22 protein-coding genes and 2 pseudogenes are annotated in these 20,920 nt (G+C 71.3%); 2 read left to right on the top strand and 22 right to left on the bottom strand.

The features are described 5' to 3' along the window. Positions 1 to 143 precede the first annotated feature (143 nt). Complete coding sequence (yddG, locus tag J2Z33_RS13420; RefSeq protein ID WP_209841887.1) at positions 144 to 1,055, top strand: aromatic amino acid exporter YddG; 912 nt, start codon at positions 144 to 146, stop codon at positions 1,053 to 1,055. A 380-nt stretch (positions 1,056 to 1,435) separates the two neighbouring features. On the opposite strand, the gene glnT is transcribed toward yddG, so the two are convergent. From glnT to J2Z33_RS13395, 5 genes are all read right to left on the bottom strand, one after another. Beyond that, positions 1,436 to 2,740: a type III glutamate--ammonia ligase gene (gene glnT, locus J2Z33_RS13415; RefSeq protein WP_209841922.1), complete on the bottom strand. Its 1,305-nt coding sequence runs from the start codon at positions 2,738 to 2,740 to the stop codon at positions 1,436 to 1,438. Positions 2,741 to 2,856: 116 nt separating this feature from the next. Further along, positions 2,857 to 4,188: an FMN-binding glutamate synthase family protein gene (locus J2Z33_RS13410; protein WP_209841886.1), complete on the bottom strand. Its 1,332-nt coding sequence runs from the start codon at positions 4,186 to 4,188 to the stop codon at positions 2,857 to 2,859. A 9-nt stretch (positions 4,189 to 4,197) separates the two neighbouring features. Beyond that, on the bottom strand, positions 4,198 to 4,941 hold the full coding sequence (locus tag J2Z33_RS13405; RefSeq protein ID WP_209841885.1) for a GltB/FmdC/FwdC-like GXGXG domain-containing protein: 744 nt from the start codon (positions 4,939 to 4,941) through the stop codon (positions 4,198 to 4,200). Next, complete coding sequence (locus J2Z33_RS13400; protein WP_209841884.1) at positions 4,941 to 5,831, bottom strand: class II glutamine amidotransferase; 891 nt, start codon at positions 5,829 to 5,831, stop codon at positions 4,941 to 4,943. Before J2Z33_RS13400 ends, J2Z33_RS13405 begins: the two co-directional genes overlap by 1 nt. A 225-nt stretch (positions 5,832 to 6,056) precedes the next feature. Then, positions 6,057 to 6,740 (bottom strand): helix-turn-helix domain-containing protein, encoded by a 684-nt coding sequence (locus J2Z33_RS13395; protein WP_209841882.1) that lies wholly within the window; start codon positions 6,738 to 6,740, stop codon positions 6,057 to 6,059. A gap of 69 nt (positions 6,741 to 6,809) precedes the next feature. On the opposite strand from J2Z33_RS13395, the gene J2Z33_RS13390 reads away from it, so the two are divergent. Continuing rightward, complete coding sequence (locus J2Z33_RS13390; protein ID WP_209841880.1) at positions 6,810 to 7,826, top strand: GlxA family transcriptional regulator; 1,017 nt, start codon at positions 6,810 to 6,812, stop codon at positions 7,824 to 7,826. Here the strand turns inward: J2Z33_RS13390 and J2Z33_RS13385 are convergent. From J2Z33_RS13385 to J2Z33_RS18730, 17 genes and pseudogenes are all read right to left on the bottom strand, one after another. Continuing rightward, positions 7,823 to 8,386 (bottom strand): sarcosine oxidase subunit gamma, encoded by a 564-nt coding sequence (locus J2Z33_RS13385; protein ID WP_342454192.1) that lies wholly within the window; start codon positions 8,384 to 8,386, stop codon positions 7,823 to 7,825. The genes J2Z33_RS13390 and J2Z33_RS13385 overlap by 4 nt on opposite strands. After that, entirely contained in the window at positions 8,379 to 11,390 is a 3,012-nt protein-coding gene (locus J2Z33_RS13380) for a sarcosine oxidase subunit alpha family protein (protein ID WP_209841878.1), read from the bottom strand. Before J2Z33_RS13380 ends, J2Z33_RS13385 begins: the two co-directional genes overlap by 8 nt. Continuing rightward, the gene (locus J2Z33_RS13375; RefSeq protein ID WP_209841876.1) at positions 11,387 to 11,668 is read right to left on the bottom strand and encodes a sarcosine oxidase subunit delta; all 282 of its coding nucleotides are present in this window, start codon (positions 11,666 to 11,668) and stop codon (positions 11,387 to 11,389) included. The genes J2Z33_RS13380 and J2Z33_RS13375 overlap by 4 nt, the downstream gene beginning before the upstream one ends. 10 nt (positions 11,669 to 11,678) lie before the next feature. Then, positions 11,679 to 12,929, bottom strand: coding sequence for a sarcosine oxidase subunit beta family protein (locus J2Z33_RS13370; RefSeq protein WP_209841874.1), 1,251 nt, complete (start codon positions 12,927 to 12,929; stop codon positions 11,679 to 11,681). Between the two features lie 109 nt (positions 12,930 to 13,038). Further along, entirely contained in the window at positions 13,039 to 13,554 is a 516-nt protein-coding gene (locus J2Z33_RS18845) for a TOBE domain-containing protein (RefSeq protein ID WP_209841872.1), read from the bottom strand. Next, a complete protein-coding gene (locus tag J2Z33_RS13360; protein WP_209841870.1) occupies positions 13,551 to 13,847 on the bottom strand; it encodes an ABC transporter permease subunit in 297 nt (98 codons plus the stop codon). The genes J2Z33_RS18845 and J2Z33_RS13360 overlap by 4 nt, the downstream gene beginning before the upstream one ends. A 355-nt stretch (positions 13,848 to 14,202) precedes the next feature. Beyond that, on the bottom strand, positions 14,203 to 14,352 hold the full coding sequence (locus J2Z33_RS13355; RefSeq protein WP_209841868.1) for a hypothetical protein: 150 nt from the start codon (positions 14,350 to 14,352) through the stop codon (positions 14,203 to 14,205). A gap of 130 nt (positions 14,353 to 14,482) precedes the next feature. Continuing rightward, positions 14,483 to 14,605, bottom strand: coding sequence for a hypothetical protein (locus tag J2Z33_RS18740; RefSeq protein ID WP_280922911.1), 123 nt, complete (start codon positions 14,603 to 14,605; stop codon positions 14,483 to 14,485). 124 nt (positions 14,606 to 14,729) lie between these two features. After that, the gene (locus J2Z33_RS13350) at positions 14,730 to 15,455 is read right to left on the bottom strand and encodes an extracellular solute-binding protein (RefSeq protein ID WP_209841866.1); all 726 of its coding nucleotides are present in this window, start codon (positions 15,453 to 15,455) and stop codon (positions 14,730 to 14,732) included. A gap of 221 nt (positions 15,456 to 15,676) precedes the next feature. Continuing rightward, entirely contained in the window at positions 15,677 to 16,276 is a 600-nt protein-coding gene (locus J2Z33_RS18840; RefSeq protein WP_342454191.1) for an aldehyde dehydrogenase family protein, read from the bottom strand. Continuing rightward, positions 16,245 to 16,511 carry an aldehyde dehydrogenase family protein gene (locus tag J2Z33_RS18835; RefSeq protein ID WP_342454190.1) on the bottom strand — a complete coding sequence of 89 codons (267 nt, stop codon included), beginning with the start codon at positions 16,509 to 16,511 and terminating at the stop codon, positions 16,245 to 16,247. Before J2Z33_RS18835 ends, J2Z33_RS18840 begins: the two co-directional genes overlap by 32 nt. 215 nt (positions 16,512 to 16,726) lie before the next feature. Next, positions 16,727 to 17,315 (bottom strand): annotated as a pseudogene (locus J2Z33_RS18970) (LLM class flavin-dependent oxidoreductase); the annotation flags it as partial. 375 nt (positions 17,316 to 17,690) lie between these two features. After that, positions 17,691 to 17,780 (bottom strand): annotated as a pseudogene (locus J2Z33_RS18735) (flavin reductase family protein); the annotation flags it as partial. 41 nt (positions 17,781 to 17,821) lie between these two features. Next, positions 17,822 to 18,049, bottom strand: a complete 228-nt coding sequence (locus J2Z33_RS13335; RefSeq protein WP_209841862.1) for an alpha/beta fold hydrolase — start codon at positions 18,047 to 18,049, stop codon at positions 17,822 to 17,824. 437 nt (positions 18,050 to 18,486) lie between these two features. After that, a complete protein-coding gene (locus tag J2Z33_RS13330; RefSeq protein WP_209841857.1) occupies positions 18,487 to 19,266 on the bottom strand; it encodes a carbon-nitrogen hydrolase family protein in 780 nt (259 codons plus the stop codon). Beyond that, positions 19,266 to 20,066, bottom strand: coding sequence for an ABC transporter permease (locus tag J2Z33_RS13325; protein ID WP_209841855.1), 801 nt, complete (start codon positions 20,064 to 20,066; stop codon positions 19,266 to 19,268). Before J2Z33_RS13325 ends, J2Z33_RS13330 begins: the two co-directional genes overlap by 1 nt. Then, positions 20,063 to 20,920 carry an ABC transporter permease gene (locus J2Z33_RS18730; protein ID WP_342454188.1) on the bottom strand — a complete coding sequence of 286 codons (858 nt, stop codon included), beginning with the start codon at positions 20,918 to 20,920 and terminating at the stop codon, positions 20,063 to 20,065. Before J2Z33_RS18730 ends, J2Z33_RS13325 begins: the two co-directional genes overlap by 4 nt.

Raw genomic sequence — 20,920 nt, 5'->3', positions numbered from 1 at the left:
CCCTCATCGCCCCTTCGTGTGACAGGAGCGTGAACCTTCCGCCCTCCCGCCACGTCAGCCGCCCGCCGCCGGGACGGCTTGCATCGCGCCCCGCGCCGTCGCATGGCTCGGCGACACCCCCATGGCCCCCGGCAGGACGACCCATGACGCGCACCCTCCCCACCCTGATCGGCTTCGCGGCCATCCTCACCTGGTCGGTGCTGGCGCTGCTGTCGGCCGCCGCCGGGCCGGTCCCGCCCTTCCAGCTCACCGCCATGACCTTCCTGCTCGGCGGCCTCGTGGGGGCGGCAAGCTGGCCCTTCCGCCCCGGCGCGGTGGCCTCGCTGCGCCAGCCCTGGCAGGTCTGGGCGCTCGGCACGGCGGGGCTCTGCATCTACCATTGCGCCTACTTCTTCGCGATCCAGTCCGCCCCGCCGGTCGAGGTGAGCCTCATCGCCTATCTCTGGCCCCTCCTCATCGTGGTCTTCGCCGCCTTCCTGCCGGGCGAGAGGCTGAAGGCGCACCACGTCGCGGGCGTGGCGCTGGGACTCATTGGCGCGCTGGTCGTCATCACCAAGGGCGGCAGCGTCGGCCTCGCCGGGGGGCTCCGCACCGGCCACGTCATCGCGCTGGCCTGCGCCTTCATCTGGTCGGGCTATTCGGTGCTGTCGCGCCGCTTCGGGCAGGTGCCGACCGACGTGGTGGCGGGCTACTGCCTCGTCACCGCCGCCGTGGCCTTCGTCCTGCACCTCGCGCTCGAACCGACCGTCTGGCCGGAGACGGCCCTGCAATGGGCCGCCATCGTCGCGCTCGGCACGATCCCGCTCGGCGTCGGCTTCTACCTCTGGGACCACGGCTGCAAGCACGGCGACATCATGATCCTGGGCGCGATGTCCTACGCCGGGCCGCTCTTCTCGGTGATCGTGCTGCTCCTGGCGGGCTACGCCACCTTCCACTGGTCGGTGGCGCTGGCCTGCGTGCTGATCGTCGCCGGCGCGCTGATCGCCTCCAAGGAGATGCTGCGCCCCCGTCCCGCCCCGCCGCCCGCCGAGGCCGGCGCGCGCCGGGCCTCCTGACCGCGCGTCCCCGCGCCACGTCCACCGGCCAGGCCCCCCCGTCGCGGAGTCCCGGCCCGCGCCCCATTCCCTCGAATGCCACGCAACACGCAACGCCCGTTGCTGTCAGGCGTCGTTAACGCTTGCGTGCGATTCTCCTCGCACACGACGCCCCGGGACCGCCCGCGCCACGAGACCACCTCTCGCGCGGTCGGACCTTCTCCTCGCCGTCGGGGCGACAGATGCTGTTTGACAGGACGCCGTGCGGCCGGCGTCCGACCGGGAGGACCCTTCCCCGCGCAGGACTGCGCCGGGACGGGGCCGCAAAGACCCGCCCGCCACGCGTCGAATACGCGTCCAGCCCACGGCCCCCTCGCGGGGGAGGCCGCGCCCTGCGCCCGTCAGATGTCCAGCGTGTTGTCCCGCTCCCACTCCGAGAAATGCGAGCAATAGGCGTTCCACTCCTCCGTCTTCAGCTTGACGAAGGCGCGCGAGAACTCCTCGCCCATCATCGCCTTCAGCGTCTCGTCGCGGTCGTAGTCCCGCAGCGCGTCGAGGAGGTTCAGCGGCAGCCGGGGGGCGCCCTGCACGGTATGCCCCTCGCGGTACATGTCGATGTCGTGGCGCGGCCCCGGATCGGCTTCCGTCCGGCAGCCGTCCAGCCCCGCCGCGATGATGACCGCCTGCAACAGATACGGGTTCGCCGCCCCGTCCGGCAGCCGCAGCTCGAACCGCCCCGGCCCCGGCACGCGCACCATGTGGGTGCGGTTGTTGCCGGTCCAGGTGACGGTGTTCGGCGCCCAGGTCGCCCCCGACACCGTGCGCGGCGCGTTGATCCGCTTGTAGCTGTTCACCGTCGGGTTGGTGATCGCCGCCAGGGCCGATGCGTGCCGCATGATCCCGCCCAGGAAGCAGCGCCCCCGGTCCGACAGCCCCAGCTCCTTCTCCCCGTCGGTGAAGGCGTTGCGCTTCCCGTCCAGATCCCAGACCGAGATATGCGCGTGGCACCCCGACCCCGTCAGCCCCTTGAAGGGCTTCGGCATGAAGGTCGCCCGCAGCCCGTGCTTCTCGGCGATGGTGCGGACCATGAACTTGAAGAAGCTGTGCTTGTCCGCCGTCCGCAAGGCGTCGTCGTACTTCCAGTTCATCTCGAACTGGCCGGTCGCGTCCTCGTGGTCGTTCTGGTAGGCTTCCCAGCCCAGGGCCAGCATGTAGTCGCAGATCTCCGCGATCACGTCATACCGCCGCATCAGCGCGTTCTGGTCGTAGCAGGGCTTCACCGCGGTGTCGTGCGGGTCCGAGACCTCCTTGCCGTCCGCCGACAGCAGGAAGAACTCGGGCTCCACCCCCGTCTTGATCCGCAGCCCTTCCTTGGCCGCCTCGGCGATCAGGCGCTTGAGCACGTTGCGCGGCGCCTGATCGACCAGCTTGCCCTCCATCGTCGCAGTGGCGGCGACCCAGGCGACCTCGGGCTTCCAAGGCAACTGGATGACGCTGCTGGGGTCCGGCACCGCCATCAGGTCCGCGTGCGCCGGCGTGAGGTCGAGCCAGGTGGCAAAGCCCGCGAAGCCCGCCCCCTCCACCGCCATGTCCGCGATGGCCTGCGCCGGCACCAGCTTGGCGCGCTGGCCGCCGAACAGGTCGGTGTAGGAGATCATGAAATATCTGACGCCGTTGGCCCTGGCGAACTCGGCCAGGTCGATCACGGCCTCCTCGGCCTCCCAGGGGCCCTTGTGGAGATCTTGGAACACGGTTGCGACTCCCTGTGTGTCGTCGGAACGAGGGCCCCGGTTCGATCCGGGGCTCCTCCGTCGATCTTGCGTCAGAAGGGCCCGCCCGGGCGTCCCGGAACCCAGCTCGTCCCCGCCAGCGGCACCCCCGCCATGGCGGCGGCCTCGATGGTGAGCGCGCAAAGGTCCTCGGGCTCGAGGTTGTGGAGATGCGACTTGCCGCAGGCCCGCGCGATGGTCTGCGCCTCCAGCGTCATCACCTTGAGGTAGTTCTTGAGCCGCCGCCCCCCGAGCACCGGGTCGAACCGCCCATAAAGCTCCGGGTCCTGCGTGGTGATGCCCGCCGGGTCGCGCCCCTCGTGCCAGTCGTCGTAGGCCCCGGCGGTGGTGCCGAGCTTGCGGTAGTCCTCCTCCAGCGCCGGATCGTTGTCGCCCAGCGCCACCAGCGCCGCCGACCCGATCGCCACCGCGTCCGCGCCCAGCGCCATCGCCTTGGCCACGTCCGCGCCCGACCGGATGCCGCCCGACACGATGAGCTGCACCTCGCGGTGCATCCCGAGGTCCTGAAGCGCCTTCACCGCCTGCGGGATGCAGGCCAGCGTCGGCATCCCGACGTTCTCGATGAACACGTCCTGCGTGGCGGCGGTCCCGCCCTGCATCCCGTCCACCACGACCACGTCGGCCCCGGCCTTCACCGCCAGCGCCGTGTCGTAATAGGGCCGCGCGCCGCCGACCTTGACGTAGATGGGCTTCTCCCAGTCGGTGATCTCGCGCAGCTCCAGGATCTTGATCTCGAGGTCGTCCGGCCCCGTCCAGTCCGGGTGACGGCAGGCCGACCGCTGGTCGATGCCCTTGGGCAGGTTCCGCATCTCCGCCACGCGGTCGCTGATCTTCTGGCCCAGGAGCATCCCGCCACCGCCCGGCTTCGCGCCCTGCCCCACGACGATCTCGATGGCGTCGGCGCGGCGCAGGTCGTCGGGGTTCATCCCGTAGCGGGACGGCAGGTATTGATACACCAGCGTCCGGGAATGCCCCCGCTCCTCCTCGGTCATGCCGCCGTCGCCGGTGGTGGTGGAGGTCCCGGCCTCCGTCGCCCCCCGCCCCAGCGCCTCCTTGGCCGGCCCCGACAGCGCCCCGAAGCTCATGCCGGCGATGGTCACGGGGATATCGAGGTGAATGGGCGTCTTCGCGTGCCGCGTGCCCAGCCACACGTCGGTCGAGCACTTCTCGCGGTAGCCCTCCAGCGGGTAGCGGCTGATGCTCGCCCCCAGGAACAGCAGGTCGTCGAAATGCGGCAGCTTCCGCTTCGACCCGCCGCCGCGGATGTCGTAGATGCCGGTCGCCGCCGCGCGGCGGATCTCGGCGTTGGAGTCGTTCGAGAAGGTCCAGGATTGCCGGGGCGGGGTCCGCAGGAACTCGGTCATGGGCGATCCTCAGTAGGACGATGCGTTGTCGACGTGGAAGGTGTAAAGCCGCCGGGCCGAGCCGTAGCGGCGGAACTGCGAGGGATCGGCCTTGCCCTCCGCGAGGCCCCGCCGCAGCAGGTCCTCCAGCGCCTCGAAGTGCTCGGGCCGCATCTCCTTCTCGATGCAGTCCGCCCCGAGGCTCTTCACGGACCCCCGCACGAACAGCCGCGCCTCGTAGAGCGAATCACCCAAGGCGTCGCCTGCGTCGCCCAGCACCACGAGGTTTCCCGACTGCGCCATGAACGCGCTCATGTGGCCGATGCTGCCATGCACCACGATATCGATCCCCTTCATGGAGATCCCGCAGCGCGAGCTTGCGTTGCCCTTGATCACCAGCAGCCCCCCGCGCCCCGTGGCCCCCGCGTATTGCGAGGCGTCCCCTTCGACGATCACGGTCCCCGACATCATGTTCTCGGCCACGCCGGGACCCGCCGAGCCGTCGATGCGAATGGTCGCCTGCTTGTTCATGCCGGCGCAGTAGTAGCCCGTCGTCCCCCGAACGGTGATGTCGAGAGGCGCGTCCACCCCCACGGCGATGGCATGGGCGCCCTTGGTGTTGACCACCTCCCACAGCGTCTCGTTGCTGGGCCTGGCTTTGAAGTCATGGAGCGCCTGGTTCAGCGCCCGCAGCCCCTGGGCGGACAGGTCGATGACCCGGACGCCGCCTTCGGTGGCGGGCGCGCGGGCGGTCAGTTCGGCGGTGTGCAGCATCAGCGTTCCCAGAAATAGACGGTGGCGGGCTCGGGCTCCCAGACCCGGGCGGTCTCGATGCCGGGCAGGCCGACCATGGCGCGGTATTCGGAGCCGAAGGCCACGTATTGGTCGGTCTCGGCCATCACGGCGGGCTTGCAGGCGATGGGGTCGCGCACGACGCCAAAGCCGTTCCGGGTGCCCACGACGAAGGTGAAGAAGCCGTCGAGGTCGGTCAGCGTGGCCTCCATCGCCTCGCCCAGGCCCGCGCCCTCCTCCATCTTGTGCGACAGGAAGGCGGCGGCGACCTCGGTGTCGTTCTCGGTCTCGAAGGTCTTGCCGGCACGCTTCAAGGTCCGCCGCACGGCGTTGTGGTTCGACAGCGACCCGTTGTGCACGAGGCACTGGTCCGGCCCGGTCGAGAACGGGTGCGCCCCCATGGTCGTCACCGCCGACTCGGTCGCCATCCGCGTGTGGCCGATGCCATGGGTCCCGGCCATCTCCGCAATCCCAAAGCGCGCGGCCACGTCCTTCGGCAGGCCGACCTCCTTGTAGATCTCGATGCCTTCGCCCGCGCTCATGACCTTGAGGTCCGGCCGCTCGGCCCGCAGCCACTCCCGCGCCGCCGCCACCTGATCCCGGTCCAGCTCGATTACCGCATGGGTGTCCTTGGGCGTCACCGTCACCGTCCCGCCCAGCGCCGTGCCCAGCGCGGCCTCCAGCCCCCCGAAGTCGCCCCCGGCGGACTGCACCGTGATCTTGGCCCACCCCTCCTGGGGCCGCGAATAGACGGCGATCCCGGCGCTGTCCGGCCCCCGGTCGGTCATCGTCACCAGCATGTCGGCGAGCATCTCGCCCAGGCGCGGCTCGAGCCCAGGGTCCTTGAGGAAGAGACCCACGATTCCGCACATCTTCCGTCACCTCTCTGCGTCGCTGCGACCGGCCTCATCCAGCCCCTCGCCTCAACTAAGGTGAAACATTTTTCACCTGTAGGCAATATAGCGGAGCGTTCTCCACGCGCCCGAGCCTTGGGCAATGGGCGGAAATCCCCGCCCACGCGCCGGGCAGGCCGCGACCCGACCCACCCGCGCGGCGAATCGGGGACCGCCGGCCCGGGGCCGCAGCGGATCGCCCCGTCAGGGCTGCGGGTAGGAGATGACGGACAGGTAGCGGGCAGGCAGCTCGTTCAGCACCTCGGGCCCGTGCCGCGCGTCGGCGTCGAAGAACAGGCTGTCCCCCGGCCGCAGGTGGAACAGCTGGTCCCCGTGCCGGTAGGTGACCTCCCCCTCCAGCATGAACAGGAGCTCGATCCCGTCGTGCTGGAAGGTCGGGAACACGTCCGACTCCTCGGTCAGCGTGATGAGGTAGGGCTCCACCACCACCCCCGAGGCGTTCGACCCGATGTGGCCCAGCAGGTGATACTGGTGCCCCGCCCGCGTCCCCCGCCGCTCGATCTCCAGATGCTCGCCCGCGCGGACGTGCTGCACCTCGCGCCGCTCCTCGAAGCCCCGGAAGAACGACGTGATCGGACACGAGAAGGCGTGGCTCAGCGCCTGGAGCGTGCCCAGCGACGGCGAGGTGATGCCGTTCTCGATCTTGGACAGCATCCCGATCGACAGGCCGGTGGCCTGCGCGAGGTCCGCCACCGTCATTCCCTGCTGGCGGCGGAAGGCGCGCACCTCGCGGCCGATCGCCGATTCCAGGTTGCGCTCGGCCACCTCGCGGACGCGGTGCGGGTCCTGGCTCAGCGCCGGCTTCTGGCGCGGCGGCGCTGGATCGGGCCCAAGCGTCGGATCGGCGTCGAGGTCGTCCTTGGCCATGGCGCTCCCCTGGACGGATGCCTATCGTTTCACCCTGATGAAACATCCTCCCGCACCGGACGCAAGACGATGACGACCGACGGCCCCTCCCTGTCCTCCTGGGGCTTCCTGCTGTTTCCCGGCTTCCCCATGGCCTGCCTCACCTCGGCCATCGAGCCGCTGCGTGCCGCCAACGAGATCGCGGGCCGCCCCGAGTTCGCCTGGACCCTGCTGGGCGAGGCTCCGGGTCCGGTCCGCTCCTCGGCCAACGTCCGGTTCGACACCGACCAGACGATCATGGAGGCTACGGGCCTCGACGCGCTGATCTGCCTCTCGCCCCCCGACGCGCGCTTCGCCGACCCGCGCGCCGCCCACGCCGCCCTGCGGCGGCTCGGACGGACGGGGGTGACGCTCGGCGGCTTCTCGGGCGGGGTGTTCCCGCTGATGCGCTCGGGCGCGATGGGGGCGCACCGCCCTTCGGTCCACTGGTGCTACGACGCCGCCTTCCAGGCCGAGTTTCCCGAGTCCGAGGCCAGCCCCACCGCCATCCAGCGCGAGAAGGGCCGCATCACCGTCTCGGGCGCGGGCGCGGTCTTCGACCTCATGCTCCGCGTCATCGAGGAGCGCCTGGGCCGTCCCCTGATGACCGAGGTGGCCTGCTGGTTCCAGCACCCCTTCGTCCGCGACGAGAACGCCCCCCAGGCCACCCCCGTCGCTCGGACGGGCGGCACCCAGGCGATGCTTCCCCCGCCCGTGCGCGAGGCCATCCGCATCTTCGCCGACCACATCGAGGAGCCGGTCGCCATCGCCGACGTGGCCCAGCGGCTTTGCCTATCGGAGCGGACGCTGGAGCGCGCCTTCCGCGCCGCCACCGGCCAGCCGCCCTTGCGCTACTACCGCCGGATGCGGCTGGAACGCGGACGCCAGCGGGTGCTCTACTCGACCGACACCGTGACCGAGATCGCCCGGTCGGTGGGCTACTCCACCTCCACCGACTTCGCCCGCCATTACAGCGAGGCCTTCGGCGTCCACCCCGCCGACGAGCGCAAGCGCCTCGCCGGCCTGCGCGGCCTCGCCGGGGCCGTCCCGCCCGAGGCGCTGGCCTAGGCCACGCTCCGCGCCGCCACCGTCAGCGCGTGGTGCAGCGACCCGGCCATGGACCGTGGCCCTAGCACCGTCATCCGCTCCGGCGCGCGCCGGATCGCGTAGCAGCCGACGTGCTCGATCACCGTCCGCGTGGCCGAGCCCGGCTCGAAGCGCCCGAGGTCGAGGTTGCACAGCCTCTCGAACAACGGCCCGAGCGGCCCCGTCACGTTGAGCCGCGCCCAGGCGTCCGTCTGCTCGGTGATCGAGGCCGCCTCGCCGAAGACCGGCCTCAGATGCGCCACGACATCCTCGTGCGTCGCGAAGGGGGCCTCCAGGAACCACATCTCCGGGCTCACCCAGAACGCGCCACAGACCGCCCCGACCTCGGCGCGGCCCGGCGGCGGCAGGGGGATGCCCGCCTGCGCCGCGGCGGCCCCGACCACGGCCTCTTGCCCGCGCCGCGCCGCCAAGGAGGCGAGCGCCACGTCCATGACCTCGGCGACGGTCACGGGGCCGATGCTCTCCACCGCCAGGAACTCGCGACCCAGGGCGGAGAGGGGTTTCAAACGATGACTAGCCACGGAGACGCTCCCCTTCCGGGTCGATGAAGTGCGGCGACACGATCTCGACCTCCACCTCGGTCTTGGCGAGGAGGTTCACGACGCGCAGCCGCTCCCCCATCCGCGCCGCGCCGTTCCTGAGGTAGCCGAGCGCGATCTGGTGCCCCAGGTGCGGCGAATGCACCACCGAGGTGAGCCACCCGTCGTCGTTGGCCGCCACCGCCTCCTTGTCCAGGGCAACGAAATGGCTCCCGCCCTTCAGCACCGCCGTCGGGTCCACCGGCCGAACGCCGACCAGCCGCAGCCCGTCCTCGCGAACCAGCTCCTCGCGTTGCGACAGGACCATGCCGATGCTGTCCTTCTTCCTGGACACCATCCTGCCCAGGCCCATGTTCAGCGCCGTGGACTGCCCGTTCAGCTCGCCCCCGGCGACGTGTCCCTTCTCGACCCGCAGCACGCCCAGCGCCTCGGTCCCGTAGGGGGTCGCGCCCAGGTCCTTGCCCTGCGCCATCAACTCGCGGATCAGCGCGTCGCCATAGCGCGCCGGGACCGCGATCTCGTAGGCCAGCTCGCCCGAGAAGCTGATGCGGAACAGCCGAGCCCGCAGCCCGCCGCAGACGGTGACGTTGCCGCAGGCCATGGTGGGGAAGGCCGCGTCCGAGATGTCCCCATCGACGACCCGCTCCAGCAGCCTCCGCGCGTTCGGCCCCGCGACCGAGACCTGCGCCCAGGCCTCGGTGGTGGACACGAGCTGCACGTCGAGATCGGGCCAGAGGCACTGGCGGCAGAACTCCAGATGCCGGAACACCGCCACCGCGTTGGCGGTGGTCGTCGTCATCACGTATTCATGCTCACCCAGCCGCGCCGTGGTGCCATCGTCCATGACATGGCCATCCTCGCGCAGCATCAGCCCGTAACGGACCTTGCCCACGGGCAGCGTCGAGAAGGTGTTGGCATAGACGCGATCGAGGAAGGCCCCGGCGTCCGTCCCCTGCACGTCGATCTTGCCCAGCGTGGTCACGTCGCAGACGCCCACGCCCTTGCGGGTCGCCAGCACCTCCCGGTCCACCGACTCGCGCCACGTCGTCTCGCCGGGACGCGGGAACCACTGCGCCCGCAGCCACATCCCGACCTCGACGAAGACGGCCCCCTGCTCCCTGGCCCATTTGTGGGAAGGGGTCAGGCGCGTGGGCTTGAACCCCTCGTCCCGCGACCGTCCGGCGAGGACGCCCATCGACACCGGCGTGTAGGGCGGGCGGAACATGGTGGTCCCGGTCTCGGGGATGCCCTTGCCCGTCAGCTCGGCCATCACGGCCAGCGCCGTGACGTTCGACGTCTTGCCCTGGTCCGTCGCCATCCCGAGCGTGGTGTAACGCTTCAGGTGCTCGACGCTGCGGAAGTTCTCCTGATGGGCCAGCTTGATGTCCTTGACGGTCACGTCGTTCTGGAAATCCACCCAGGCCCGCCCGGTCCCGGAAACGTGCCAAAGCGGGCGGAGCCGCACCGGCGCGTCCTCGGCTTCGGGCAGGTCCACTGACGACACCCGGAACCCGAGGTCCTCCAAGGCCTCCGCCGCCCGCGCCGCGCCGGTCGCCAGCGCCCCATGCGTGGACAGGGCCCCCGCCGCCGCGCCCGCGACGCCCAAGCCCTTCGGCCCGTCCAGCGAGGGCACGAAGGCGGCGATGCCCTCCTCCCACACCGGCCGCGCCGAATGATGCGAGGTCAGCGCCACCGTCGGGTTCCACCCGCCCGAGACGCCGAGCACGTCGCAGGCGACCCGCTCCTCGCGCCCCTGCGCGTCGCGCACCGTGATCCCGGTGAGGCCCAGCCGCCCCGCCGTCCCGGTCACGACCGCGCCCTTGAGGTGGCGGATGCCCGGCAGCCGCTCGCCCTCGGGCCGCGCGTCGATCACCGCCACCACGTCCACCCCCCGCGCGTCGAGGTCTCGGGCCGTCCGCAACCCGTCCTCGTTGTTGACGAACAGCGCCACGCGCCGCCCCGCCGCCACGCCCCAGCGGTTGAGGTAGGCCCGCACCGCGCCGGCCAGCATCACGCCGGGCCGGTCGTTGTCGCGGAAGGCGATCGGCCGCTCAATGGCCCCCGCCGCCAGCACCGACCGCCGCGCGGTGATGCGCCACAGGATCTGGCGCGGCTTGCCCGCCAAGGGCGCGGCCACATGATCGGCCACCCGCTCCACGGCGGCGAAGACGCCATGGTCGAAGGCCCCGACGACCGTCGTGCGCGGCATCATCCGCACGTTCGGCAGGGCCGCCAGCTCGGCCACCGCCGCGCGCGCCCAGTCCGTGCCGGCCTGCCCGCCGACCGCGAGGGTCTCGGCATTCAGCCGCCCGCCCAGCAGGAAGTCCTCGTCGCACAGGATCACCCGCGCGCCCGCGCGCCCCGCCGTCAGCGCCGCCATGAGCCCCGACGGCCCAGCGCCGATCACCAGCAGGTCGCAGTGGAGGAAGCCCTTGTCGTAGGCGTCCGGGTCGGCCTCGGTCGAGAGCCGCCCGAGCCCCGCCGCCCGCCGGATGACGGGCTCGTAGAGCTTCTCCCAGAAGGCCGCCGGCCACATGAAGGTCTTGTAGTAGAACCCCGCCGTCAGGAAGGGCGACACGAAGTCGTTCACCCCCAGCGCGTCGAAGGCGAGGCTCGGCCAGCGGTTCTGGCTCCGCGCCTCCAGCCCGTCCCAGAGCTCCACCACCGTCGCCCGCGTGTTGGGCTCGGCCCGCGCCCCCGACCGCAGCTCGACCAGCGCGTTCGGCTCCTCCGAGCTCGACGCGATCACGCTGCGCGGGCGGTGATACTTGAAGCTCCGCCCCATCAGCCGTACGCCGTTGGCGAGCAGCGCCGAGGCCAGCGTGTCGCCGGGATGGCCCGCGTAGGCCCTTCCGTCGAAGGTGAAGGATAGCGTCCGGCTCCGGTCCACGAGGCCCGCCCCGACCCGCTGGACCTGGCTCGGCCCCAGGGCCGCCTGGGGCAGGTCGGCGACGAACCCCTCCGTCTGGCGCAGCGCCTGGTTCATCGCGACCTCCCCCGTCCCCGCGCGTAGTCTCGGGCCAGCTCGGCCCCTAGGATCTCGTGCGTCACCGTGTTGCGCGTGACGACCAGCCACGACCGGTCGCCCTGCTCGTGGAACCACAGCTCCTTGTGCACCCCGGCCGGGTTGTCGCGAAGATACAGGTAGTCGTGGAAGGCCTCGGGCTCGGTCAGCCCGTCGGGCCGGTCGATGATCGAGGCGTCGCCCAGATAGGTGAACTCCTGCGCGTCGCGGAGTCCCAGGAGGGGATGGAGGATCAGCATGGGACAGGTCCTAGTGGAGGTTCGGCTGGGCGCCTTGGCCCTTCTCGTCGATCATCGCGCCGCGCCGGAAGCGGTCGAGCCGATAGGCCACCGCGGTCGGGTGCGGCTCGTCGCGGGCCAGGAGGTGCGCGAAGCAGAACCCGCTCGCCGGTGTCGCCTTGAAGCCGCCGTAGCACCAGCCGCCGTTGAAATAGAGGCCCTGCACAGGAGTCCGGTCGATGAACGGCGAGCCATCCATGCTCATGTCCATGATCCCGCCCCAGGTCCGCAACAGCCGCGCCCGCCCGATCATCGGCATCAGCGCCATGCCGCCCTCGGCCACGTCCTCGACGACGGCCATGTTCCCCCGCTGCGCGTAGGAGTTGTAGCCGTCGATGTCGCCCCCGAACACGAGGCCGCCCTTGTCAGACTGGCTGACGTAGAAGTGCCCCGCTCCGAAGGTCAGCACCCCGTCGATCACCGGCTTCAGCCCCTCGGTCACGAAGGCCTGGAGCACGTGGCTCTCGATCGGCAGGCGCATCCCGGCGGCGGCCATGACTCGGGACGAACTGCCCGCGACGGCCACGCCGACCTTGATCGCGCCGATGTAGCCGCGCGTCGTCTCCACCCCCAGCACGCGCCCGTTGACGATGCGGAAGCCCGTCACCGCACAGTTCTGGATGATGTCAACGCCCCGCTGGTCGGCGCCGCGCGCATAGCCCCAGGCCACCGCGTCGTGCCGCGCCGTCCCGGCCCGCCGTTGCAGGAGCCCGCCCTTGATCGGGAAGCGCGCGTGGTCGAAGTTCAGGAACGGATACATCTTCCGCACTTGGCTTCGGTCCAGCAGCTCCGCGTCTGCGCCGTGCAGGATCATGGCGTTGCCGCGCCGGGTGTAGGCGTCGCGCTGGGCGTCGGTGTGGAACAGGTTCAGGATGCCGCGCTGGCTGACCATCGCGTTGTAGTTCAGGTCCTGTTCCAGCCCCTCCCAGAGCTTCATGGAGAACTCGTAGAAGGGCTGGTTGCCGTCGAGCAGGTAGTTGGACCGGATGATCGTGGTGTTCCGCCCGGCGTTGCCGCCGCCGATCCACCCCTTCTCCAGCACGGCGATGCGGGCCTGCCCGAACTCCTTGGCGAGATAGAAGGCGGTAGCGAGCCCGTGGCCGCCCCCGCCGACGACGACGATGTCGTAGGAGGGCTGCGGGTCCGGGTCGCGCCAAGCCGGCGTCCAACCCTTGTGCCCGGTCAGGGCCTCGCGGAAGACCCGCAGCGCGGAATATTTCATGCTCGCCTCCTGTCGTCCCTCGATCCTACCACGAAGGTTTCCGACAGTGTCGGGCATTTCCGACAGGGATCGGGGCATTTCGGTCAGCGTCCCGATCCCTGCCGCATGGTCAGCCGCGCGGGAAGGCCTGGGCCGCCTCGGGCGTCCAATAAATCCACAGCCGGTCGCCCCGCGCCACCCGCCCGGCCAGCGGATGCCTAAAGCCGAGCCTCACCGCGACCGGCGTGTTCCAAGCGGTGACCGCCGCCACGTCGGTCGTGTTGCCGAGGAAGGTCACGTCCTGCACGGCGACCGGCAGGCTCGCCCCCTCGGGGCCGGGCTCGGGCGACAGCTCCACCCGCTCCGGCCGCAGCATCAGCTCGGCCGGCTGACCCGGCTGCCCTTTGGCGTGCAGCGGCACCCCGCGCACCAAGGTCCCAGCCGCGAAGCGCAGGTCGGCGAGCCCTCCGTCGAGCCCGACGATGCGCCCATCGAGGAAGCTGCTGTCGCCGATGAAGTCCGCGACGAAATGCGTGGCGGGGTTGGCGTAGAGTTCGGGCCCGGTGCCCACCTGCTCGATGCGCCCCGTGTCGAAGACGGCGATGCGGTCGGACAGGCGCAGCGCCTCCTCCTGGTCGTGGGTCACGTAGAGGATGGTCGCACATTCCGCTCCACGTCCTCGCGCCCCATCCGGCGGACGCGGAGCGGGAAGGCCACGTTCTCGGCCCCCGAGATGGCGATGATCGAGAAGGGCAGCGCGATCATCCGATGGGCGACGACGAAACCCACGAAGGTGCCGCTCGGGCCCAGCCGCAGAAAGACGATGTAGAGCGCCACCGCCAGGATCACGACTGGCAGGATCATGGGCGTGAGGACCAGCCTTCGCTCCCGGAAGGTCCCGCGCACCAGCGCGATGGCGGCGAGGAGGCCGAGGACCACCGACAGCCCGGTGACGACGAAGCCGATCCGTGCCGAGGTCCAGGCGGCCTCCAGCCAGCGCGGGTCGGCAAATAGGTCGCGGTTCCATTTCAGCGTCCGACCCGGCGGCGGGAAGATCAGCCGGCGCGAGTCGCCGAAAGACAGGGTGGCGATGAACGGGATGGGCAGGACCCAGGAACAGCGTCACCAGCGCGCAGATCGCTGCCAGCGCCCAAGTTCAAGACCCAAGCTTGGGCAATCCAGCATCATCAGCGCACTCCCTCGGGCCGGCCCAGCAGCCGGAGCTGCACGGTGCAGAGCGATAGAGCGACGACCGGCAGGACGAAGGCCGCCGCGCCGCCCAGGCCCCAGCTGGTCAGGCTCTGGACCTGCTGGCGATCACCTGCGCCAGCATCATGTTGGACGTGCCGCCGGACAGCGCGGGCGTGATGAAGTAGCCCAGTGACATCATGAAGATGATGAGCCCTCCGGACGCGAGCCCCGGCAATGCCAGCGGCAGCAGCACGCGGCGGGGCGCCTGCCCCTTGGTCGCGCCGCAGAGCGCGGCGGCAAGGTCGCCATGGCCCAGGCGACCGGGAAGGCCAGTAGCGCGGTGGTGGCCGTGACCAGCCGCACCACGACAAAGGTGTTGAGCATCACCCGCAGGTAAGTAGGGCCGCCCTCAGCTCGACGTAGTTCTGAAGCGCGGGTCGCGGGTCCGTCACCGACCGCGCCAAGAGCAGCGCGACCGGGACGGCGAAGAAGGCCAGGAGCAGCACCGGCGGGGCGAGCGCGAGGTCGCCCTGGGCCGCCGCAAGGGAGCCGGGGCGGCGGGGGCCGCCCCCGGTGCCTTGGGGAAGTCCCCGGCCGGAGTGGGCGCGGCGCGGACCGGAGCGGCCATCGTCAGTTCGCCTGCCATTCGTGCCAGCGCAAGGCGATCTCGTCGCGGTTCTCGCCCCAATAGACCATGTCGGCGTTGATCTGCTGGCCCGCCCGCCTATCGGGCAAGGTGGCGTGCAGGTCGGGATCCATCAGCGCGGCCGAGCCGGTGTTGATCGGCGCGTAGCCGGTGGCCGCCGCGAAGTTGGCCTGCGCCTGGGCGCTGGTCGCCTGGGCGATGAGCCGCATGGCGGCGTCCTTGTTGGGCGCGCCCTTCGGCACCACCAGCGCGTCGGCGGCGGTGATGTTCTGGTCCCAGACGATGCCCACGTCCAGGCCCTCGGCCTCGACGGCGGACAGCCGGCCGTTCCAGTAGAAGCCGATGGGCGCCTCGCCCGAGGCCAAAAGCTGCTGCGACTGCGCCCCGCCCGACCACCAGATGATGTCGCCCTTGATGGTGTCGAGCTTGGCGAAGGCGCGGTCGGGGTCCAGCAGGTAGAGCTGGTCCGGCGCGACGCCATCGGCCAGCGTGGCGGGCTGGGCGTCGGCGAAGCTCACCGGATTGTAGCCCAGCACGAAGAAGAACTGGAAGCTTCCCACCGCGCAGTCGGACACGAAGCGCGGATCAAGGGCCTCGCGGTCGATTTCCGCGAAGTCGAGCGGATCCAGCAGCCCCTGCCCGCAGGCCTGGAGCGCGCAGTCGTATTCCACGTCCACCACGTCCCAGGTGACGCCGCCCGCCTCGACCATGGCCTTCAGCTTGCCCTAGTCGGTCGGGCCGTCCTGGACCACGGCGGCGCCGGTCGCCTCGGTGAAGGGGGTAGCCCAGGCGGCGGCCTGCGCGTCCTGGGTGGTGCCTCGTGAACACCATCTGCTGCGCGCCCGCCCCGGTGGCGAGGAGCGCGACGGCGGCAGCCAGTCCGTATCTCATCATGGCGATCTCTCCTTGTTGGTCGTGTTGTTCTCTTGGGTCAGCGCATCACGAACGGGTCCGGAATCGGATCGTCCGAGGTGCGAAGCCAGACGGTCTTGACGGTGGTGTAGTCGAGCGCGGCCGCGAGGCCCCCTTCCCGTCCGCGCCCCGAGAGCCCGTGCCCGCCAAAGGGCGCGATGGGGGACACGGCGCGGTAGGTGTTGACCCAGACGACCCCCGCCCGCAACCGCCGCACCATCCGGTGCGCGCGGCTCAGGCTGGTCGTGAACACCCCGGCGGCGAAGCCATCGGGCGAGTCGATGGCAAGGCGCAGGGCCTCGTCCCCGCTGTCGAAGGCCTGGACCGACAGGACCGGCCCGAAGATCTCGGTGGACAGGCAGGGCGCGTCGGGGGCCCCGGTACAGTCGAGGATCGTCGGGCGCACGAAGAAGCCGGGGCCGTCCTCCGGCAGGCCGCCGGTCACGAGCCGCGCGCCCGCGTCGAGCGAGGCGGCGACCACCTCGGCCATGCGGTCGCGCTGGCGACCGGTGCAGAGCGGCCCCATCTCGGTCGCCATGTCGTCGGGCGCGACGATGCGGAAGACTTCGGCCTTGGCGCGGAGGCGATCAAGCCGGGCGTCCTTGACAGGCCGCTCCACAAGGCGGGGCAAGCCCGCGAAGGTCGAACTGCGCGGAAGGTTGGCGCAGGATCTCGCCGGTGTCGCGCGTCTCCAGCCGGGCGAGTCGCGGCGCTGCCGCCTGCACGAGGTCGGCCAACCGCAGCAGGAGCCGCCCCCGCGCGCTGGCGGTCAGCCCCGACCATACGGGCGCGTGGAAGGCCCGGTGCGCGGCGCGCACGGCGCGGTCCACGTCCCCAAGCCCCGCCTCGGGCATCAGCGCCCAGGGCTCGCCTGTTGCCGGGTGGAGACTCTCGAAGGCCCCCTGCCCGTCCTTGCAGCGTCCGTTGATGTAATGCTGGAAGCGTTCCATGCGTCAGGCGACGGCGGGCATGACATCGCGGAGGAAACGCCCGCCGAGGCGCGCTTCCTCTCGAAGCTCACGCCGATGTCGATCCAGAGCGAGAACTCGTCGTAACCCAGCGCCTCATGACCTTCATTCATCGGCGTGACCTGCACTTTGCAGCCGTTCGCCACCGCGAAGTCGTGGCTGTTGGGATCGCGCGCCGCCATCCAGATCGGAGAATGCGGCTGCTGGACCGGCTGCGGCGCGGAGGTCGTCGCGAGGAACTGCCAATGCTCGCCCTCATGAGCGTGGTCGCCCGCCCAGAGCGCCTTCGCCACCGGGATCAGCTCACGCATCTTCTGGCCCGCTGTCCAGGCGTCGAGGCCGGGGCTCAGCCGCTCGTACTCGAAGCCGTAGGCGCCGCGCGCGATGCCCAGGTCCAGCCGCCCGCCGGTGATGATGTCGGTCATCGCCGCCTCGCCCGCGGGCCGGATCGGATGCCAGAAAGGCGCGACCCCCGTGCCGGTGCCCAGGCGCACGTTCCTGGTCCGCCGCGCGAGGTCCACGAGGTTCAGGTGCGATGGTGAAGGTCCTGCCGTGATGCCCACCCGTCCAGATGGCGTGCATCCCGCCCCGGTCGGCCATCTCGCAGAACTCGATCATGTTGTCAGACAGCCGCTCCTGCGGTTCGTCGGGAGACACGCGCTCCATGTGGGTGAACAGCGACGATTCGATGGCTCCTATCCCTTGGCGACGCGGCGCACCGCACCCGCGTCCTGGTTTCCGAAGTAGATGCCGTAGCCGCCGATGCGGCTTTCCTCGGCCAGTCGCTCCAGCATGGCCCGGATCGCGGGATCGCCGACCTCCGACAGGCCGCCGGGCGAAAGATCGACGAAGGCCGCGCCGCGCCGGGCAGAGGAAGGCGAGGTTCTGCAATCCCCGCGCCGTGTCCTCGGAGACGGCGTAGACCAGCCCCGGCTCGGTCTCGACGCCCGTCTTGGCGAGGAGCGACCGCAGCGCCGCCGTCGCCCCCTCCGGCCCGGCCCGCGCGGAGGCGAAGCTGTCGTGGTGACTCGATGTCCGGGCGATGGACACCAGCAGCAGCGGCGGGTCGAGCGCGACCGACGAGAACGAGTCGGCCGTGAAGCCCAGCGGCCGCCCGTCGCCGTCCAGCGTCGTCACCACCGTCACGCCGGTCATGAAGGTGCCGAAGGCGTCCCGGAGCAGGCGTCGCTCGTCGATCATCGCACCCGGGCCTCCTCTGCGGCCGTCGCCGGCATCGCGAGCCAGCCCTCCGTCGCCTCCGTCACCGTGCCGGGCTCGGTCGGGTTGACCATGTGCCGGTGCCCCTCGATCACGCAAAGCCGCGTCCGGGGCGCGGCGACGGCCATGGCGCGCTCCATCTCGGGCGTGGAGTTCGGGTCCTGCGCCCCCGTCGGCACCAGGACCGGCGCGGCGATCCGCACCATCGGTCGGCGTCAAGGTCGTCCTCCCCGGCGAAGGCGCGATAGGCCACGGCGTCGCCCGCCGGGTCCGCCCGCCGGGTCCGCCTGCCGCAGCCAGCTGGCCGCCTGGGACCGCGCGGCCTCCTCGGCCGGTCCTTGCCGAACCAGCGCGCCAGCCGTGCCTCGGGGTCGTGCTCGCCCCGCGCGATCCGGCCGGCGCGGGCGCGGACGGCGGCGTCCACCTCGGTCGAGCGGCGATGCTGGCACGCTGCGGCGAGTCCGGAACGCGGGAGGTGCCGGCCCTCGACCGTCATGTCGCCATCGAGTTCCTCGACATCGCGGCGGCGCGCTTGCCACCGTTCGGAGGAGCATCGAGCGGCTCGACGCCTGAGGAAGGACGGCTGTGCGGCCCAAGCCTGCCTCGTCGCCGGGCCTCGATCCCTGAGCCGGGCGGGACGGGCTCATCCGTCCGGCGCCGAGAGCCGGGCCAGGTCGTCGAGATAGCTGTTCTCCGCCCGCTCCCGACGGAGGACTTCCCGCGACAGGTCGGCGCGGAGGAGCTGGGGGCCGGCTCCGGCCTCGGCCAGCGTCTCGCCGCGTGGGCCGCAGATGCGGGAAAGGCCCACGTAGTCGAGGCCGTGCTCGTGGCCGGTGCGGTTGCAATAGGCGAGGAAGACCTGGCTTTCCATGGCGCGGACGGGGACGACCTGCCGGGCGATGCGGTCGTGCGGGGCCATGAGGGCGGTGGGGACCACCACAAGGTCGGCGCCGGCCTGGGCGCTGGGGCGGATGAGCTCGGGGAACTCCACGTCGTAGCAGATGGCGATGGCGACGCGGAGGCCGGCGCAGTCGAAGAGGAACGGCGCGCGGCCGGGGGCGAAGGTCGCCCTCTCCCACTGGCCGAAGAGGGCGCGCTTGCCGTAGCGGCCGAGCTCGGTGCCGGTGGCGTCGAAGGCGATGGCGGCGTTGCGGAGGGTCCGGCCCTCGGGGACGTGGGTGCCGAGGACGACGCTCAGGCCAGCGCGGGCGACGATCCGGCCGACCTGCGCCAGCGCGTCCTCGACCCAGGGGAGGTCGTCGGGGCGGAGGGTGGGGAGGTGGTAGCCGGTCAGGAAGCCTTCGGGGAACAGGAGGAGATCCGCGCCGTCACGGGCGGCGAGGGTGGCGGCGCGGTCGATCTCGGCCAGCGTCGCGGCGGGGTCGCCGGCCACACCCTCGCCCTGCCAGAGCGCGAGGCGCATCAGCGGTCCCCCACGCGGTCCGCGCCCAGGAGGCGGGGGAGGTTGCCGAAGACGCCGATGGCCCCGTAGACCGCCGCCGCCAGCGCCACGAAGAGCACCGCGACCACGCCCATGATCGGCGTGTAGCCGTAGCGCAGGCTGTTGAAGATCTTGATGGGCAGGGTCTCGACCGTGAACCCTGCCACCATGTACGCGATGATGTATTCGTTGAGCGAGAGCACGAAGGCGAAGGCGTAGCCCGAGACGACGTAAGGGAGCGCCAGCGGCAGCACGACTGTCCGCAGCACCTGACCGCGCGTGGCGCCCATGGTCCGCGCGGCCTCAAGGAGCGCGGGGTCGATGGCGCGGAGGCCCAAGGAGATCGTCACCAGGGGCAGCGTCACCAGGAAGATGCCGTGCGAGAGGATCGTCGCGCCCATGCGGCCATACATCCCGAGCGCCACCCAGAAGACCAGGAAGCCCAGCGCGGTGATGACCGGCGGCAGCATGAAAGGCGCGACGCCCAGCGTGTAGAGCGCGCGGGAGAGCCAGCCGCCCCGGCCCCAGACGTGCAGCGCGAGCGGCAGCGCCACCGCGACCGCGATGAGGGCGGCGACGGTGGCGATGACCAGCGAGTTGCGGAGCGGCCCCGTCCAGTCGGCGGCGCGGAACAGCTCGGCATACCAGCGCAGCGACGGGTCCTGCGGCGGGAAGCGGAGCGTCTGGCCGCCGTTGAGCGAGATGCCGGCGACGACGAGGAGCGGCAGCGCCAGGAGCAGGAGGATGACGGCGACGTAGAGGCGGCCCAGGCGCGCGGTCATGCCGGGGCTCCCTTGTCGCGGGCGACCAGCAGCGCCAGCCCGACGAGGGCCAGCGTCGCCAGCAGCAGCACCGCCGCCATGGCCGCCGCGAGCGGCAGGTTCGACTGGTAGATCGCCTGGTCGGTGATGTGGACCGAGAGGGTCCAGTGCTCGGGCCGGCCCAGGACCTGCGGCAGCAGGTAGGAGCCCAGCGCGAAGACGAAGACGAGGATCAGCGCCCCCAGGATCGGCGCCCGCAGGAGCGGCACGGTCACGCCGGCGAAGGTGCGGAGCGGCGAGGCGCCCATGGTGCGCGAGGCCTGCCCGAGCTCGGGGTCGAGACGGGCGACGGGCGGGTAGAGCACCAGCACGGCGTAGGGGAAGGACAGGTAGGTGAGGCCGGTCATCAGCGCGAAGAGGCTGGGGGTGTAGGATTGGGGCTCGGCGGTGAGGCCGAGCCACGCGAGGAGGTTGCCCACGCCTGCCGTGCGGGACAGGAGCGTGGAGACCGAGAAGCCGACGATGACCTCGGACAGCGACAGGACCGACAGCAGCGCCACGAGGATGGCCGTCTGTGCCCGCCGGGAGAGGCCGGCGAGGAGGACCGTGAAGGGCAGCGCCAGCGCCACGGCGATCAGCGCCGCCCCCGCCGCGATGGCGACCGAGGTGAGGAGGATGCCGCCCACGAAGGCCGACATCACGCGGCGGTAGCCTGCGAGGTCGAAGCCCCATTGGTAGAAGCCGCCGGGCTCGCGCCCCGCGACGCTGACGGCCAGCATGATCCCGAACGGGATCAGGAACAGCAGCAGGAGCGCCGCGCCGGGAACGACCCCAAGCCAGCCGGGCGTCGGCGCGTCGTCACGCGCCTGGGCCAC

Origin of the sequence: Rubellimicrobium aerolatum (assembly GCF_017872975.1) — a bacterium.
In the GTDB taxonomy this organism is placed as follows: domain Bacteria; phylum Pseudomonadota; class Alphaproteobacteria; order Rhodobacterales; family Rhodobacteraceae; genus Rubellimicrobium; species Rubellimicrobium aerolatum.
Note: the sequence above shows the minus strand (reverse complement) of the source record. Positions and strands in the feature narration are given on the sequence as shown.

Excerpts from the sequence above, each read along its gene's own strand:
- yddG (WP_209841887.1), top strand. The coding sequence starts at position 144 with ATGACGCGCACCCTCCCCACCCTGATCGGCTTCGCGGCCATCCTCACC.
- J2Z33_RS13410 (WP_209841886.1), bottom strand. The coding sequence starts at position 4,188 with ATGACCGAGTTCCTGCGGACCCCGCCCCGGCAATCCTGGACCTTCTCG.
- J2Z33_RS13405 (WP_209841885.1), bottom strand. The coding sequence starts at position 4,941 with ATGCTGCACACCGCCGAACTGACCGCCCGCGCGCCCGCCACCGAAGGC.
- J2Z33_RS13400 (WP_209841884.1), bottom strand. The coding sequence starts at position 5,831 with ATGTGCGGAATCGTGGGTCTCTTCCTCAAGGACCCTGGGCTCGAGCCG.
- J2Z33_RS13395 (WP_209841882.1), bottom strand. The coding sequence starts at position 6,740 with ATGGCCAAGGACGACCTCGACGCCGATCCGACGCTTGGGCCCGATCCA.
- J2Z33_RS13390 (WP_209841880.1), top strand. The coding sequence starts at position 6,810 with ATGACGACCGACGGCCCCTCCCTGTCCTCCTGGGGCTTCCTGCTGTTT.
- J2Z33_RS13380 (WP_209841878.1), bottom strand. The coding sequence starts at position 11,390 with ATGAACCAGGCGCTGCGCCAGACGGAGGGGTTCGTCGCCGACCTGCCC.
- J2Z33_RS13375 (WP_209841876.1), bottom strand. The coding sequence starts at position 11,668 with ATGCTGATCCTCCATCCCCTCCTGGGACTCCGCGACGCGCAGGAGTTC.
- J2Z33_RS13370 (WP_209841874.1), bottom strand. The coding sequence starts at position 12,929 with ATGAAATATTCCGCGCTGCGGGTCTTCCGCGAGGCCCTGACCGGGCAC.
- J2Z33_RS13350 (WP_209841866.1), bottom strand. The coding sequence starts at position 15,455 with ATGGTCGAGGCGGGCGGCGTCACCTGGGACGTGGTGGACGTGGAATAC.
- J2Z33_RS18835 (WP_342454190.1), bottom strand. The coding sequence starts at position 16,511 with ATGCCCGAGGCGGGGCTTGGGGACGTGGACCGCGCCGTGCGCGCCGCG.
- J2Z33_RS13335 (WP_209841862.1), bottom strand. The coding sequence starts at position 18,049 with ATGGTGCGGATCGCCGCGCCGGTCCTGGTGCCGACGGGGGCGCAGGAC.
- J2Z33_RS13330 (WP_209841857.1), bottom strand. The coding sequence starts at position 19,266 with ATGCGCCTCGCGCTCTGGCAGGGCGAGGGTGTGGCCGGCGACCCCGCC.
- J2Z33_RS13325 (WP_209841855.1), bottom strand. The coding sequence starts at position 20,066 with ATGACCGCGCGCCTGGGCCGCCTCTACGTCGCCGTCATCCTCCTGCTC.